Here is a 14353-nt window from a genome sequence, read left to right on the forward strand (position 1 = left end):
AATCCAAGCGGCTTAGACATTAATCCCCCGAACATGTGAGAGGAGCCGTTTGGCCTCCCTTGCGCCACTCAGCCTTCCACGAGGCTCTGAGACTAAAAATACACTGTCCTTCGCCGTCCGGGGTGCGTTAGCTTACACCTGCTGCAAACGCGCGAACCTGGGCGCTCCGTTCGGAGGCGGCCGCATCGTCAAAGAGTTCGGCTGCATCAGCCAAGCGTTGGAGTGCTTCCTCGTGGTCACCGTTGGCAAGGAGCGATTTGCCCAGCAGGAAAGAGGCCTCTCCCGCTGTTTGGGTGGCCAGGATTCCTGCTTCGGTGCACAGCGGCCGGAGCATGTTGATTGCCGTTGCCATATCGCCGGTCAGGAAATGCCAGTGCGCGCGCACAAACGACATTTCCAGGAGGTCGCGGTCACTTCCGCCGACCACTTCGGTGGCGAGCTCGGCCCGCTCGATGCAGCGAAGGGTTGCGGGGTCGGTGAGCTCGGCCTCGAGGCGCATCACCGCCGACGCGCGGTTGAACCTGGCCCAGAGGTCCACGTCCTTCGACGGTGACAGGCTCTCTGCGGCCATGTCGTGGTAGCGGCCGCCGTCCTTCACCCGGCCGGTGAGGAACGCGACGTTTCCTATCACCCAGTAGGCCTTTCCGGCAGTGTCCTCGTCCACGAGGTCCGTCAGCAGGCCCTCCAGCAGGAGGCACTGGTCCCACGCCTCATCGAGCCGGCGACTTTCTGCGAGGGCGGCGATGAGCGCACGCTGGGCCTGGATGTGGAGGTAGACGTACTCGGGGTTGCCGGCAACGAGATCGGCGGCGGAGGTGGCTGCGGCGACGGCGTCGGGTAGCCGCCCCAGCCCCTGTTGCGACAGCGCCAGCAGGACGAAGGCCCGTGCTCCCAGGGCCGGTTCCGCAGTGGAGAGCGGGTGGCGGGCCAGGTACGTGATCAATTCCATGCACTCGTGGATCTGACCCAGGTCCTTGAGGCATTCAGCCTGGAAGAGCGTCATGTTCCACCAGGCGGTCTGGTCCCCCTCCAGCAGAGCGAGCTCCGCTGCTCTGCGTGCCTCGTCCCGCGCCCTTGAGTACTCGCGGCTTTTCCAGCTTTCGCGGGCCTGCAGCTCCGCAACCACATGCGGTAACAATTTCCGGGGAATCGGCATTTTCCAATTATCCCCCGGAAAGGTTCTACATCGACCACCCGAGTCATAATTTTGCTGGTGTTACCAGAGTTAAATATTGATCTTGTGACCGTATACTGACGCTCGTAATGAGTTTTTGCGCCCAATTGATTGAAAGGACCCGCGGATGAAGAAAATAGCCGCTACATTCTTGCTCACCGGCGTCCTGGCTGTCGCAGGTTTCGCTGCGCCCGCCACGGCCGCTCCCAAGTCGGATACCACCGTCAGCACGTCAAGCAAGGCGCCCACCACGCAGGCACACATCGGCTGGTGGCCAGACTAAGCTCCATGCGCCAAGGCTGCCCCCGGATCTCAAATCCGGGGGCAGTTCCGTTTAAGGCCCGGAAGCGGGCAGTTTCACGGTGATCGTGGTGCCCTCGCCCAGCTGCGAACTGACCGCCACGTCCCCCCGATGCGCCTTGACGATGTCGTACGCAATGGCGAGCCCCAGGCCGCTGCCGGGGACGGCGGCTGACGTCGCGTTTGATGCACGGAAGAAGCGGGTGAAAAGATGCGGGATTTCTTCCTCCGGGATTCCAACCCCTGTATCACGCACGTGGACATTAATGCCGGACTCTCCGTCCGTCATTGCTTCGAGGCGGCAGCTAACAACAATCCCGCCTCCGCGAGGCGTGAATTTGATGGCATTTGAAACAAGGTTCGTAAACACCTGCTCCAGCTGAACTTCATCGGCGATTATCTCTGAATCGCCGTCGCAGAGCTCCAGCGAGATGGAAACGTCGCCCAACTCAGCCAGCGGGCGCAGCGCCACTGTCACGATTTGGAGGGTGTGTCCCAGCTGGACGGGCCCCAGATGGAGGTTGGCGCCGTCGTAATCCTGACGAGAAACAGTGAGCATATCCTCGATCAGGCGCCGCAGCCGCTCTGAGTTCCTGACAATGATGTCCAGCATCCTCTCCACTTCCGCGGGCACCGGCCCTCCCACGCCGTCCTGGATCATGTCCAGGTAAGCGGAGATGGACGTCAGCGGAGTACGGAGCTCGTGGTTGACGGTGGCAAGGAAATCGGTCTTCGCCTGGTCAAGCTGCCGCAGCTGCTTGACCACACGCTGCTGGGCGCTCATCAAATGGCTCTGGATGAGCCCGTACGCGACGTTTCCGGCCACGTGCTGGATCAGTGAAATTTCGGTTCGCGTCCAGACCCGCGGTTCGTCCAGCTGCGCAATCCAGATGACGCCGAGCGATGACTTGCCCTCACCCACAGGGACGAAGGCGGAGGCCCAGGGGCCCATATGCTCAGACCATGCCGCCAGCTCCTGGTCCTCGGGGGACCATTCGTACAACCGGTGGTCCTCCACGGTGAGCACTTCCGCCTCTGACCACAGCCGGTCCGCAACGCGGTGCGCGGACGATTCCTGGATTCCCAGTCCGTCCGCCACCGGAGCAAGGCCAGGCCGGTGCCATTGGGCAGCTATCCGCGGGACGCGGTCGTCGTCGAAAGTAGTGAACAGGACGCGGTCGGCCCCGAACGTCTCCCCGAATCCTGTCACCAGATAATCTGAAATCAGGAGGGGATCATGGGTGGCGCGAACGGCAGAGGACACCCCGCGGAGCTTTTCGCGCAGCCGTTCAGCGCTTTGCCGCGCATCGGAGCGCTGCGCAGCGCGGCTGACCAAGACGTCCGCCCGGTGGGCAAGTTCGGCCGGGGCGGGGGGTTTCGCGATGTAGTCCGCCATGGGGAGCGACCGCACGCTCTCCGCCGCAGACTCGTCGTCCAGATCGATCAGGAGAAGGAGCGGTGCATCCACCGGAGGGCCGGCAAGCGAGTGATCCGCGACGACGATGCTGGGATGGTGCCGGTCCAGCAGCCCGGCCAGGCTTTCGTGGCTGGAGGCCGTGGAGACCTCGAACCCTGCGGCCGCTAAAACGGCCGCTGTAGCGGACAAGCGCCCGCTGTCCGGATCGGCCACGATAGCCGTGCGTGGTACAAGTGATTTCTGCGCCGCCTGGATTACCACGCTGCCCCCTTCGGTCCCCGGTTGACTACATTGTAGGGTGACTTAGGTCGCACGCATTCCTTGCGGGCTTACCCTGGCGGGAGGAAGGGTGGATATGTCCGGAAATCGCGAGATGGGCACGGAAGCGGGACTGACGCTGGGAGCCGACGGAGTGCTCCGGCTGACGTGGCCGCGCGGCGCCGTGATCACAGCCGAGGACGCGGAGCGCGCCATGCTCAGGGTGAACCAGTTGTGTGGCGACGAACGGCATCCCATGCTGGTGGACATGGCCACCACCGCCGATGTGAGCCGGGGCGCACGCGCCGTTTTTGGCCGCCCGTGCCAGGCCTCCCGGATCGCCTTGCTGGGGGCCTCGCCGGTTGACCGCGTCCTGGCCAATTTCTTTTTGGGAATCAATGCCGTGCCGTGTCCCACGAAGTTCTTCACCTCCGAGCGGGACGCCATCACGTGGCTGTCTGTGACCTGATTTCCGTGCCTGACTAGCCGGGCATCAACGGTGGTGCCCTTATATTTGGACCATGCTCGCCGCCCTAAAAAAATACCTGATGATCCCCAGGCTTGTGCGGTTGTCCGCCGGCGCACCGCGGGACCACCATGTTGCCTGGGACCGGTTCTGGTCCTCCGTGAAAAGCACAGGGGCCACCGGCGACGTGCTGTGGGACTCCGGCAGCGACCACGAGATGCAGGGTTACGTGGACAGGCTGCACCTGCACCTGGACCCCGGGCTGCCGGTGGTGGACATCGGCTGCGGCAACGGCAGCTTCACCCGGCAACTGGCCGCTCATTTCCCGCACGCCATGGGTGTTGATGTCTCCGCCCATGCAGTACGGCGGGCGGTCAGCGAGTCGTCCGGGCTGGCGAACGTTTCGTACGTCGTCCGTGACATGACAGCTCCCGACGCCGGCGGCGGACTCGGGGAAGAGCTTCGGCTGCTTGGCGGGGGAGGCCGCGCTGGCGCAGGGGCGAATGTCTTTATCCGGGGCGTATTGCACGTCCTGGGAGAACGTGATCGGCAGGCCCTTGCCGAAAACGTTCGTGCCATCACGGGAATGAACGGTCGCGTTTTCCTGGCCGAAACCGACTTCCAGGGAAACGCCGTCGAGTACGTGTCGCACCTCGGGGCAACGCTCCGGTCCATCCCGTCGCCTCTCGAAGGAGCCATCCGCGGGCTGCCCATGCCGGGACGCTTCGGTCCGAAGGAGCGGAGCCTGGCCTTCCCCGCGGGCCGCTGGGAGCTGATCGAGGACGGTCCCACGGCGATCGAGACGATGCCCTTGTCCGACCCGACGCGGGCTGACCTCATCCCCGGCTACTTTGCGGTGCTGCGGGCAAGGAATTAGGAGCCTTTCCCTGAATCCGCGCCGCGGGGAGCTATCCTCGACGGATGAAGGGGACCGAAGCAACAGTCGTCGAGGCCGGAGGGCTCCGTGGACGGATGTACGCCTCGCGTGCCACGCCCAGCGGCCTGCCGGACGCCGCCGCGGAGGCCCCCACCATCGTCCTCATTCACGGGATCGGCGTCTCCCACCGGTACCTTGCACGGCTGCACCACGTCCTGGCCAGGGCCGCGGACACGATTTCGATCGACCTTCCCGGCTTTGGATCCGCACCCCGCCCGGACCGCCTGCTCACCGTTGCGGACCACGGGGCGTTTATCCACGAGGTGCTGGATCAGGCGGGAGTGGGGCCGCGCATCCTCGTGGGCCATTCCATGGGGGCACAGTTCGTTCTGGAAGCGGCCCTTCAACGCCCCGGCCAGGTGCCGCATGTTGTGCTGATGGGACCCGTGGTGGACGTCCGGCGCCGCACAGTGCTTCGCCAGATGCTTGCGCTGGCCAGGGATGCGATCCGCTATGAAACATTGGGGTCCAATGCCGTGGTCTTCAGCGACTACCTGCGCTGCGGCCCGGGCTGGTACCTCAAGCAACTGCGGGTCATGATGAACTACAGGACCGAGGACCGGATTCGCGGGCTGGGGGCGCCCGTACTGGTCCTCCGCGGGGCCTCGGACCCCATCGCGACAGGGGAGTGGTGCCGGATCCTTGCCCGCCGCGCTCCGGCCGGCAGGCTGGTGGAGGTGCCCGGCTGCGGACATGTGGTCCAGTACACCGGCACGGCCCAGGTCGCTGACGCCATCAGTGGTTTCGCCGGGCTCCCGGATTCCGGCGCCGCGGAACAGACCCGGAACCGCCGCTAGGCCCGTCCCGGCCGCCCATCGGGGTCAGTGCTCCAATAGTCCCGGTTCATTACACGCAGGCAAGCGCTTTCCTGCGGATGCTGGCAGGATAGACCCATGCGCATTCTCATCGCTCCGGACAAGTTCAAAGGGTCACTGACTGCCGCGGAGGCTGCCAGTGCCATCGCCGAGGGGGCGCTGCGCGTCTATCCGGACGCGGTCGCCACGCAGTTTCCCGTTGCCGACGGCGGAGAAGGCACCCTTGAAGCCGCCGTTGCCGCCGGCTACGAGGAACGGCTGAACGCCGTCGTCGGTCCCATCCTGGCGCCCATTGGTGCGGCCTGGGCTCTCCGCAAGGATGCTTTCGGCGGTGCCACCGCCGTGATTGAAACGGCCCAGGCCTCGGGGCTGGCGCACATGGAGCCGACGCCGGCCAACGCGCTGCGCGCGCACAGCTACGGCTGCGGCCAGCTGATCGCTGCCGCGCTGGACGCCGGGGCTACCGAAATCGTACTGGGCGTGGGAGGCTCTGCCATGACCGACGGCGGCAGCGGCGCCCTGCGCGCACTGGGCCTGAAGCCGCTGGACGCCAGCGGAAACGTGGTTCCGCTGGGCGGCGGTTCCCTTGGGGACGTTGTCGGTGTTGACGTTTCCGGCCTGGACCCGCGGCTGGCTGCCGTGAAGTTCCGGATCGCCGTGGACGTTCAGAACCCGCTGTTCGGAAGCGACGGAGCGGCTCACGTCTTCGGTCCGCAGAAGGGTGCCGACGCGGACGCCGTGGAGCTGCTGGATGCGGGGCTCCGCAACTGGGCGTCGGTTCTGCGGCAGTCCACCGGGCGCGACGTCAACGTTCCCGGAGCGGGCGCGGCTGGCGGGTTCCCGGCGTCGTTCCTGGCTTTCAGCAATGCCGCTCTCGAAGGCGGCTTTGCCTTGGTGGCGGGCCTCACGGGCCTGGCGGTCCAGCTGGCCGAAGCGGACCTGGTGATCACCGGCGAGGGATCCATGGATTCGCAGTCGCTGGAGGGCAAGGCGCCCATTGCGCTGGCCGATGCAGCGCGCGAGCGGGGCATCCCGGTGATTGTGGTGGCCGGCCGAATCCTGGTCACGCCGGAGGACCTGGCGAGGCACGGCGTGGTGGCCGCTGCGCAGCTGCTTGACGTCGCGTCCAGCCCGGAAGACGCCGTCGCCAATGCCGCCAAGTACCTCACGTGGGCCACCAGCCAGGTCCTTGAGGGGGCCTGACTCGGGCCGCTAAGCCCCGGTCTCGTAATGCGGTTCGGCCACGGGTTTGGACTCGGGTGAGCCTCGTTCGCGCAGGTAGACGGACGCGCCAACCAGCACGGCGACCGCCAGGAATTCGCTCTGCCAGTTCTGGAACGACTCGAACCAGAACCGGCTGGTGCCGAGGTAGCCGAGCAGCGTCACGCCCGGCTGCCCGTGGCTTTGTTGTTCCTGGCTGTACTCCTCGCTGCCGCCTATCGCATGGAGGGTGAAAGATGCGAGGAACAGAAACAGGAACATGATGGAGAGGGAGTGCTCATAGAGCTTGAGGACCCAGCCGCCGCGCCGTACGGGCCACGGCGTGGCGGCCTTCATGGCTGCCGCACGCGGATCCTGGTCCTGCGGCGCTACCTTTCCCATCGGCTTCGATTCCGAGGAGCCTTTTTGGAAAAGGAAAACCGTCAGGATGACATACATGCCCATCTGCAGGAACTCCGATTCCCAGTTCTCGAAGGTGGCTTCGAGGAACGCCCCGGTGGCGAGGTAGCCCGCAATGCCTACGGCCGGTTGGCCGTGGGCGAGCTGGTCTTCGCTGTAGTCGCTGGCTCCGCTGATCACCATTCCGCCGAAAAACACCGCGAACAGCCCGATGTTGGCCAGCATCAGCCCGTGTTCCTTAACCCATTTCTTCATGGTGCCTTCCGATTTTGACTGGCGAACTTCGCTGGGAATGACGTTGCCCTATCCACGCCTGGCCCGTTTGTTGAGCTGGATCGGGACGATGACCAGCAGGACCAGCAGGACTGCCAGCAGCAATCCGCCTGCCGTGAGGCCCGCGTTGCGTCCGGCGGTTACGTCGAAAACCAGGGCTGAGGTTCCCACACTCAGGAGTGCCACCCCTCCGAGGGCAACCTTCGTGATGCTGTCCGCGCTCGAAACGAGGGTGGATTTCAGCCGTTGCCGGAACAACCTGCGGTGGACGCTGACAGGCAGGAGGATCAGCGCGGTGGTCAGGGCAGCGAGCACCACGTTGGTCAGGTAGAGGCCCACCTGGAAGGCGTCGAGGTCCTCGAACCGGGACTGGAAGGGAAGCGTGAGCAGGAAACCGGCAAGGATCTGGACTCCGGTTTGGAGCACGCGCAGTTCCTGGATGAGCTCCATCCAGTTGCGGTCCATCTGCTGCTCGACCGTTTCGTTTCTACCGTTGCCCGCCGTCACCTCCGGGTCAGACAATTGCCCACCTCCGGTCGCCGCGAGCGGCCGCGAATGGCCGCAACTATGTCTCAACCTAGGCTTGAAGATGCCCATTATCAAGCACTACTAAGTTTGCTGACTAATTTTGCCAAAACCGTGGACTTGCCTTGTGCGCTGGGATAGTTTCGAAGAGCCGGTCACGCACCGGAGGCAGTACAAACTCAGACGTTAGCGAGGTGGACATTGACCGACGAAAAGCAGGACCACCAGCCGCAGGACCCCAGGGCGGGCTACCATGACGGGCCGTTCCCCGAGCAAGTCCAGAAGCAGCCGGGGCTCACGGCGCCCATGGAGCCGCAGCCGGACCACGGCGAGGAAAGCTACGAGGGAAGCAACGCGCTCCCGGGCAAGGCAGCGCTCATCACCGGGGGAGACTCCGGCATCGGAAGGGCAGTGGCCATTGCCTTCGCCCGCGAGGGGGCCGACGTCGCCATCTCGTACCTTCCCGAAGAGGAAGCCGACGCCCAGGATACCGCCGCGTGGATCCGGAAGGCCGGTCAACGGGCCCTGTTGCTGCCGGGTGACGGCCGCAGTGAAGAGTTCAGCACCAGGATCGTGGCGGACACGCTCGCGGAGTTCGGGCGCTTGGACGTGGTGGTGTTGAACGCCGCCTACCAAAAGAACCGCGACAGCTTTGAGGCGCTGCCCACCGAGGAATTCGACCGCGTGTTCAAGACGAACCTGTATTCCCTGCTCTGGACGGCAAGGGCCGCGGTGCCCCATCTCAAGGCAGGCGCCTCCATCATCACCACTGCCTCCATCCAGGCCTTCAATCCTTCACCGGAACTCATCGACTACGCCATGACGAAGGGCGCCCAAGTGGCGTTCACCAAGGCGCTGGCCCAGGAGCTCGGGCCCAAGGGCATCCGGGTCAATGCCGTGGCTCCGGGCCCCATCTGGACGCCGCTCATTCCAGCCACGGAATGGCCCGAAAAGCTGCCGACGTTCGGTCAGGACACTCCTCTCGGGCGCGCGGGACAGCCGGCAGAACTCGCGGCCGCCTACGTCCTGCTCGCCTCGGACTCCGGCTCCTACATTTCCGGGGCCGTGCTTCCGGTGACAGGCGGCAAGGGGCTCTGAGCCCCGCCCGGACTTGCATCCAGGTCCGCGTATCCAGCTAACCAACCAGCCCTACCACCCAGGAGGAATGACATGACGCAGGAGAACCAAGGAACACCCATTGAGGAAGAGGGCGGGTACGGTACGCCCACGGTCGAGCAGGAAATGGGTGGCGCTGACACGAAGAAGTTCGCCCAGCCACGTGAGGAAGAGGCGTTCGACGCGGCGGGCCTGAGCCAGGACAGCCCGGACGGCGAAACCTACCCTGCCGGGGCGCCTGACCTTAGCCAGTTCGGCGAAGAAGACCAGGACAGCGCAGGCGAACCCGGAGCGGGTCGTTTCGGAGGAACGGAGGATCAGTTGCACGCAGAGAGCGAAAGTACGGACCCCGGCTTTGAGCCGGCCGAAAGCGATGCCGCGGTACCGTCCGCGGAGGCGGAAATGGACGAATCCAACACGGAGGATCCGGACGCCGGACGGCCCTTCTCGTCAGAACCGAAGCAGGACGCTGCCGGGATCCCCGATGGCAGTGGCACGGACCTGCCGGACAGTAAGGCCCCCAAGGACCGCGAGGACGATACGTTCGACGCCGGATAAACCCGGCGCCGGTTAACAGCCCGTGCGGGCGGCTGCCGAGGCGGCCGCCCGTCAGTGCCGCCTAAGGCCGCTTTTTCGGAGTCCGCTTGGCGGCGGCGTTGATCGCGGCCTTGACTGCAGGGGGCAGGCCGGCCTGTTCGGTCTCCGGTTCAGCGACGCTGCCGCGGGCCTTCGCGATCGCTTTCATGCCGTGGTAGATCACCAGTGCGGCGGCGGAGCCCAAGGCGATGCCGGTGAACGTCAGTTCGCCGATGGTCCAGGTGTAGTCGGCGATGCCGATGATCAGTGCCACGGCCGCGGTGGTCAAATTGACCGGGTTGGAGAAGTTGACCTTGTTCTGGACCCAGATCTTGACGCCCAGGATGCCGATCATGCCGTAAAGCATGGTGGCAGCGCCGCCCAGCACGCCCGCGGGAACCGTGGCAATCAGTTCGCCGAACTTGGGGGAGAAGCTGAGAATGATCGCGAAGGTGCCAGCCACCCAGTAGGCTGCCGTCGAGTAGACCTTCGTGGCCGCCATCACGCCGATGTTTTCGGCATACGTGGTGGTTCCGGAGCCGCCGCCGAAGCCGGCCAGTACGGTGGCGGCGCCGTCGGCCATCAGGGCGCGGCCGGAGACCCCGTCGAGGTTCTGGCCCGTCATGGCGGACACGGATTTCACGTGGCCGATGTTCTCGGCAACCAGCACCAGCACCACGGGAACGAAGAGGCCCACCACGCCCAGGTGGAATTCGGGGGTCTGGAAGTGCGGCAGCCCCACCCACGCGGCGGCGTCCATCTTGCTGTAGTTCACTTCGCCGCGGAGCATGGCCACAAAGTATCCCACCACTACGCCCACCAGGATGCTGAGGCGGCCGAGGATGCCCTTGAATAGCACGCTCACCAGGATGATGGTGGCCAGGGTAATCACCGCGGTGACGGGGGCGGCGTCGAAGTTGTGCTTCGCGGCCGGGGCGAGGTTCAGTCCGATCAGGGCTACGATGGCGCCCGTGACGATCGGCGGCATGAGCCGGTTGATCCAGCCGGCCCCGAATTTCTGGACCACGGCGCCGATGACGGCCAGGCCCGCGCCGGCGAGCACCACCCCGCCCAGGGCCCCGGGAATTCCGAACTGCTGCTGGGAGGCCATGATCGGGGCAATGAACGCAAAGCTCGAACCGAGGTAGCTGGGCACCCTGCCCTGGGTGATCACCAGGAAGAGCAGGGTTCCGATGCCGGAGAAGAACAGTGTGGTGGCCGGCGGCATGCCCGTGATGATGGGCACCAGGAAAGTCGCACCGAACATGGCCACGACGTGCTGCATTCCCACCCCGATGGTCAGCGGCCAGGTCAGCCGTTCGCCGGGGGCCACCACCTCGCCCGGGCGGACCGACTTACCGTTGCCGTGGAGCTTCCATTTGGTACCAAGCATGCTCATGGCCGGGAGCCTTTCAAAGGAGTATGTGTCGGGAGCGGGGAAGGAATCTTCCGGAGCAACATTACCGCGCAGGCCCCGCAATTCGCCCCGCAATTCGCACGGCCGTGCGTCCGGCCGCTGTGGAGCCCTGCCGCTCGGCAGCCCGCCACTGTGGGGAAGGTCACGCGGGGTCACGGGAAGAGGAACGATTCGCTTGAAGTTGCAACTATAGATAGCAGAACCGCCGGCCGCCTCCGGGTGAGCAGGCCCAGCGAAAGGTATGCAGATGACAATTGCCCATGAAGAAGCAGTGATCGACGCAGCCGCAGTGGACGCGATTTTCGCCGAAGCCCGTACGGCCAACGCATTCACCGGAGAGGTCACGGATGAGCAGGCCCGCGCCATCTACGAGCTGACCAAGTTCGGCCCGACGGCGTTCAATTCCCAGCCGCTGCGCGTGACCTACGTCCGCTCCGACGAGGCCCGCGCACAGCTCGTGGACACCCTGGCCAACGGCAACAAGGCCAAGACGGCGTCCGCGCCGCTCGTCGCCATCCTCAGCTACGACACCGACTGGGCCGGACAGTGGGACAACTTCCTCCCCGGCTACAACGCCCCCAAAGCGATGTACGACGCCTCCCCGGATCTCGCCGCCAGCACGGGCAACAACAACGCCCACCTGCAGGCCGGTTACTTCATCCTGGCGGTCCGCTCGCTCGGTTTGGCTGCCGGCCCCATGACCGGTGCCGATTTCTCCGCCATTGATGCGGCGTTCTTCCCGGCCGGGGACCAGAAGAGCTTCCTGGTGGTCAACATCGGCCAGCCCGGGCCCGACGCCTGGGGCGAAGCCAAGCCGAAGTTCGCCTACGAGGATGTAGTCCGCACCGTCTAGGTCCGTACCGTCCCCGGGTGCAGCACGCCGGACACGAAGACGCGCCGTGACACGCAGAGAGGCCCCCGGCACGATGGGGGACACGCCGGAGGCACTCTAGACACATTTTTGCAGTTGAATGCACGGCATGTGTCCTGGGCCACTTCCCATTTTAGTCGAAATCGCCACGCTGGCTACTGTGCCCGTCCGCGCTCGGACGGGCACAGCCGGCCCTGCGCAGTGGCACACTGGCCCTATGCGGAACCTGATTCTGGTGGCCTTCACCGAGCCCGTCACTGACGGGCTCGTTTTTCCCCGCGACGACTGGCCCCTGCACATCACCCTGGTCAAGTTCGACGTCGACCCGATGTTGGGCGAGGACCTCACCGAACGGATCGCCGCACTTATCGACCAGCCCGTACGGGCGGCCCTTGGCGCGCGGCTGACCATCGGTGCGGACGCCGGCTTCGGCCGGCGGGAGTCCATCCCGGTGAGCCTCGTGGAGCCCAGCCAATCACTCCAGGAACTTCACGAGTCACTGGTTGGGGTCGTGGCGGGGCTGCCCGGCCGGGTGCCCACGCCGGACCACACCCTGGCGAACTATCGTCCGCACGTGTCACACCACGGTGACAAGCGCACCCGCCCGGGAGACGCCGTCGTGCTGGACCGCGTGGCCCTGGTGGACATGGCGCCGGACGGAAACCATTCCGTCCGGCGCATCCTCCACCTGTGGGAACTTACGAAATAACCCCGTCAACCAAGGCCTTGGCTTCGGCCTGGACCTGCTTGAGGTGGTCGGCGCCCTTGAACGACTCGGCGTAGATCTTGTAGACGTCCTCAGTGCCGGACGGGCGGGCGGCGAACCAGGCGTTCTCGGTGACCACCTTCAGGCCGCCGATCGAGGCGCCGTTGCCGGGAGCCTCAGTAAGCTTGGCCGTGATCGTTTCGCCGGCGAGCTCGGTGGCGGTGACGTCCGACGGCGACAGCTTGCCGAGGGCGGCCTTCTGCTCGCGCGTGGCGGCGGCATCGATCCGGGCATAGACGGGATCGCCAAACTGGTCGGTGAGGCCCTTGTACAGCTGCGACGGCGACTTGCCCGTGACGGCGGTGATTTCCGAAGCCAGCAGCGCCAGCAGGATGCCGTCCTTGTCGGTGGTCCACACGCTGCCGTCCATCTTGTTGAACGAAGCGCCAGCGGATTCCTCGCCGCCGAACGCGCCCTCGCCGGACAGCAGCCCGGGCACGAACCATTTGAAGCCCACGGGCACCTCGACGAGCTTCCTGCCCAGGCTTTCGGCCACGCGATCGATGATGGACGAGGAAACCAGGGTCTTGCCGATTACCGACTCCGGGTTCCAGCCGGTGCGGTGCCGGTAGAGGTAGTCGATGGCCACGGCGAGGTAGTGGTTCGGGTTCATCAGCCCGCCGTCCGGCGTAACGATGCCGTGGCGGTCGGCGTCGGCGTCATTGCCGGTGGCGACGTCAAAGTTTGCGCCGCTGGACATGCGGTTGATCAGCGAGGCCATGGCCGACGGGGAGGAGCAGTCCATCCGGATCTTCTCGTCCCAGTCCAGGGTCATGAAGGCCCACTGCGGGTCGACGGTGGGGTTCACCACGGTGAGGTTCAGGTGGTGGCGCTCGCCGATCTCGCCCCAGTAGTCCACCGAGGCGCCGCCCATGGGGTCGGCGCCGATCCGGACGCCGGAATCGCGGATGGCGTTCAGGTCCAGCACGGACGGGAGGTCGTCCACGTAGCTGCTGAGGAAGTCGAACTTGCCGGTCGTCTCGGCGGCCAGTGCATCGGCCACCGGGATGCGCTTGACGCCGCGGAGTCCGTTTTCAAGGAGTTCGTTGGCGCGGTTGGCGATCCAGCCGGTGGCGTCCGTGTCCGCGGGGCCGCCGTGCGGCGGGTTGTACTTGAACCCGCCGTCACCGGGTGGGTTGTGGCTGGGGGTGACCACGATGCCGTCAGCCTGCGGTGCGCCGGCGGGGGCGTTCCGGTTGTGCGTGAGGATGGCGTGGCTCAGCGCCGGAGTGGGGGTGTAGCCGTGGCGGGCGTCGATCAGGACGTTCACGCCGTTGGCTGCCAGCACCTCCAGAGCCGAGTTCTGCGCCGGTTCGCTGAGGCCATGGGTGTCTTTTGCCATATACAGCGGGCCGGTAATGCCCTGCCCGGCACGGTATTCCACGATCGCCTGGGTGATGGCCACAATATGGCCTTCGTTAAAGGATGCCTTCAGGCTGGATCCCCGGTGCCCGGACGTGCCGAACGCAACGCGCTGGCCCGGGTCGCTTAGATCGGGAGAAACATCGTAGTACGCATCCAGGAGCGCAGTGAGGTCAACAAGGTCTTGGGGTTGGGCAACTGTGCCCGCGCGGCTAGCCATGGCACCAGCATGCCAGACGACGGCGGGACGCAACACGGTTTGTCCGGAATCCGGCCCCTGTGACGCCGAATTTCATCCGGCATTTACCAAATTCATTCCCTTTGTATTTATTGAAGGGCAGTAATTGGCTGCGGAAAAGCGAGTAGTGGCGCCAAAAGTACCTATATACCGGCTGTCCCGCGGCTGCTAATTTCTAAACAAATTACGACGGCGGGCTCTCCGCCGCCGTCAGCGTTGCGG

The 14353-nt window shown here is 65.3% G+C and carries 15 protein-coding genes; 9 read left to right on the forward strand and 6 right to left on the reverse strand.

The annotated features are described in order from the left end of the window. Positions 1 to 127: 127 nt before the first annotated feature. Entirely contained in the window at positions 128 to 1156 is a 1029-nt protein-coding gene (locus ACSQ1X_RS00750) for a hypothetical protein (protein WP_436056287.1), read from the reverse strand. Positions 1157 to 1301: 145 nt separating this feature from the next. Between ACSQ1X_RS00750 and ACSQ1X_RS00755 the strand changes: the two genes are divergently transcribed. Continuing rightward, on the forward strand, positions 1302 to 1457 hold the full coding sequence (locus ACSQ1X_RS00755; protein ID WP_156037087.1) for a hypothetical protein: 156 nt from the start codon (positions 1302 to 1304) through the stop codon (positions 1455 to 1457). Positions 1458 to 1508: 51 nt separating this feature from the next. Here ACSQ1X_RS00755 and ACSQ1X_RS00760 read toward each other — a convergent pair whose 3' ends face one another. After that, complete coding sequence (locus ACSQ1X_RS00760) at positions 1509 to 3152, reverse strand: ATP-binding protein (protein ID WP_436056288.1); 1644 nt, start codon at positions 3150 to 3152, stop codon at positions 1509 to 1511. A 94-nt stretch (positions 3153 to 3246) separates the two neighbouring features. On the opposite strand from ACSQ1X_RS00760, the gene ACSQ1X_RS00765 reads away from it, so the two are divergent. From ACSQ1X_RS00765 to ACSQ1X_RS00780, 4 genes are all read left to right on the forward strand, one after another. Next, positions 3247 to 3618 carry a DUF7793 family protein gene (locus ACSQ1X_RS00765; protein WP_436056289.1) on the forward strand — a complete coding sequence of 124 codons (372 nt, stop codon included), beginning with the start codon at positions 3247 to 3249 and terminating at the stop codon, positions 3616 to 3618. A 52-nt stretch (positions 3619 to 3670) separates the two neighbouring features. Further along, complete coding sequence (locus tag ACSQ1X_RS00770; RefSeq protein ID WP_436056290.1) at positions 3671 to 4492, forward strand: class I SAM-dependent methyltransferase; 822 nt, start codon at positions 3671 to 3673, stop codon at positions 4490 to 4492. A 44-nt stretch (positions 4493 to 4536) separates the two neighbouring features. Further along, on the forward strand, positions 4537 to 5349 hold the full coding sequence (locus ACSQ1X_RS00775; RefSeq protein WP_436056291.1) for an alpha/beta fold hydrolase: 813 nt from the start codon (positions 4537 to 4539) through the stop codon (positions 5347 to 5349). A gap of 96 nt (positions 5350 to 5445) precedes the next feature. Further along, complete coding sequence (locus ACSQ1X_RS00780; protein ID WP_436056292.1) at positions 5446 to 6570, forward strand: glycerate kinase; 1125 nt, start codon at positions 5446 to 5448, stop codon at positions 6568 to 6570. Between the two features lie 9 nt (positions 6571 to 6579). On the opposite strand, the gene ACSQ1X_RS00785 is transcribed toward ACSQ1X_RS00780, so the two are convergent. Together ACSQ1X_RS00785 and ACSQ1X_RS00790 are read right to left on the reverse strand one after the other, a co-directional pair. Further along, the gene (locus ACSQ1X_RS00785; protein ID WP_436056293.1) at positions 6580 to 7242 is read right to left on the reverse strand and encodes a DUF6766 family protein; all 663 of its coding nucleotides are present in this window, start codon (positions 7240 to 7242) and stop codon (positions 6580 to 6582) included. Positions 7243 to 7290: 48 nt separating this feature from the next. Next, positions 7291 to 7782, reverse strand: coding sequence for a DUF6328 family protein (locus tag ACSQ1X_RS00790; RefSeq protein ID WP_436056294.1), 492 nt, complete (start codon positions 7780 to 7782; stop codon positions 7291 to 7293). A gap of 204 nt (positions 7783 to 7986) precedes the next feature. On the opposite strand from ACSQ1X_RS00790, the gene ACSQ1X_RS00795 reads away from it, so the two are divergent. Together ACSQ1X_RS00795 and ACSQ1X_RS00800 are read left to right on the forward strand one after the other, a co-directional pair. Beyond that, positions 7987 to 8883 carry an SDR family oxidoreductase gene (locus tag ACSQ1X_RS00795; protein WP_436056295.1) on the forward strand — a complete coding sequence of 299 codons (897 nt, stop codon included), beginning with the start codon at positions 7987 to 7989 and terminating at the stop codon, positions 8881 to 8883. 72 nt (positions 8884 to 8955) lie between these two features. Further along, positions 8956 to 9459, forward strand: a complete 504-nt coding sequence (locus ACSQ1X_RS00800; RefSeq protein WP_436056296.1) for a hypothetical protein — start codon at positions 8956 to 8958, stop codon at positions 9457 to 9459. Positions 9460 to 9520: 61 nt separating this feature from the next. On the opposite strand, the gene ACSQ1X_RS00805 is transcribed toward ACSQ1X_RS00800, so the two are convergent. Further along, complete coding sequence (locus ACSQ1X_RS00805) at positions 9521 to 10876, reverse strand: uracil-xanthine permease family protein (RefSeq protein ID WP_055802020.1); 1356 nt, start codon at positions 10874 to 10876, stop codon at positions 9521 to 9523. 265 nt (positions 10877 to 11141) lie between these two features. Between ACSQ1X_RS00805 and ACSQ1X_RS00810 the strand changes: the two genes are divergently transcribed. Together ACSQ1X_RS00810 and ACSQ1X_RS00815 are read left to right on the forward strand one after the other, a co-directional pair. Next, positions 11142 to 11747 carry a malonic semialdehyde reductase gene (locus tag ACSQ1X_RS00810; RefSeq protein ID WP_055802017.1) on the forward strand — a complete coding sequence of 202 codons (606 nt, stop codon included), beginning with the start codon at positions 11142 to 11144 and terminating at the stop codon, positions 11745 to 11747. A 235-nt stretch (positions 11748 to 11982) separates the two neighbouring features. Continuing rightward, the gene (locus tag ACSQ1X_RS00815; protein ID WP_436056297.1) at positions 11983 to 12474 is read left to right on the forward strand and encodes a 2'-5' RNA ligase family protein; all 492 of its coding nucleotides are present in this window, start codon (positions 11983 to 11985) and stop codon (positions 12472 to 12474) included. Here the strand turns inward: ACSQ1X_RS00815 and pgm are convergent. Beyond that, positions 12464 to 14113, reverse strand: coding sequence for a phosphoglucomutase (alpha-D-glucose-1,6-bisphosphate-dependent) (pgm, locus tag ACSQ1X_RS00820; RefSeq protein WP_055802011.1), 1650 nt, complete (start codon positions 14111 to 14113; stop codon positions 12464 to 12466). The two genes, ACSQ1X_RS00815 and pgm, sit on opposite strands and share 11 nt — an antisense overlap. Positions 14114 to 14353 lie beyond the last annotated feature (240 nt).

The organism is Arthrobacter sp. LjRoot78 (assembly GCF_964254335.1).
Lineage (GTDB): Bacteria > Actinomycetota > Actinomycetes > Actinomycetales > Micrococcaceae > Arthrobacter.

Excerpts from the sequence above, each read along its gene's own strand:
- ACSQ1X_RS00775 (WP_436056291.1), top strand. The coding sequence starts at position 4,537 with ATGAAGGGGACCGAAGCAACAGTCGTCGAGGCCGGAGGGCTCCGTGGA.
- ACSQ1X_RS00785 (WP_436056293.1), bottom strand. The coding sequence starts at position 7,242 with ATGAAGAAATGGGTTAAGGAACACGGGCTGATGCTGGCCAACATCGGG.
- ACSQ1X_RS00780 (WP_436056292.1), top strand. The coding sequence starts at position 5,446 with ATGCGCATTCTCATCGCTCCGGACAAGTTCAAAGGGTCACTGACTGCC.
- ACSQ1X_RS00765 (WP_436056289.1), top strand. The coding sequence starts at position 3,247 with ATGTCCGGAAATCGCGAGATGGGCACGGAAGCGGGACTGACGCTGGGA.
- ACSQ1X_RS00810 (WP_055802017.1), top strand. The coding sequence starts at position 11,142 with ATGACAATTGCCCATGAAGAAGCAGTGATCGACGCAGCCGCAGTGGAC.
- ACSQ1X_RS00815 (WP_436056297.1), top strand. The coding sequence starts at position 11,983 with ATGCGGAACCTGATTCTGGTGGCCTTCACCGAGCCCGTCACTGACGGG.
- ACSQ1X_RS00800 (WP_436056296.1), top strand. The coding sequence starts at position 8,956 with ATGACGCAGGAGAACCAAGGAACACCCATTGAGGAAGAGGGCGGGTAC.
- pgm (WP_055802011.1), bottom strand. The coding sequence starts at position 14,113 with ATGGCTAGCCGCGCGGGCACAGTTGCCCAACCCCAAGACCTTGTTGAC.
- ACSQ1X_RS00805 (WP_055802020.1), bottom strand. The coding sequence starts at position 10,876 with ATGAGCATGCTTGGTACCAAATGGAAGCTCCACGGCAACGGTAAGTCG.
- ACSQ1X_RS00755 (WP_156037087.1), top strand. The coding sequence starts at position 1,302 with ATGAAGAAAATAGCCGCTACATTCTTGCTCACCGGCGTCCTGGCTGTC.
- ACSQ1X_RS00750 (WP_436056287.1), bottom strand. The coding sequence starts at position 1,156 with ATGCCGATTCCCCGGAAATTGTTACCGCATGTGGTTGCGGAGCTGCAG.
- ACSQ1X_RS00770 (WP_436056290.1), top strand. The coding sequence starts at position 3,671 with ATGCTCGCCGCCCTAAAAAAATACCTGATGATCCCCAGGCTTGTGCGG.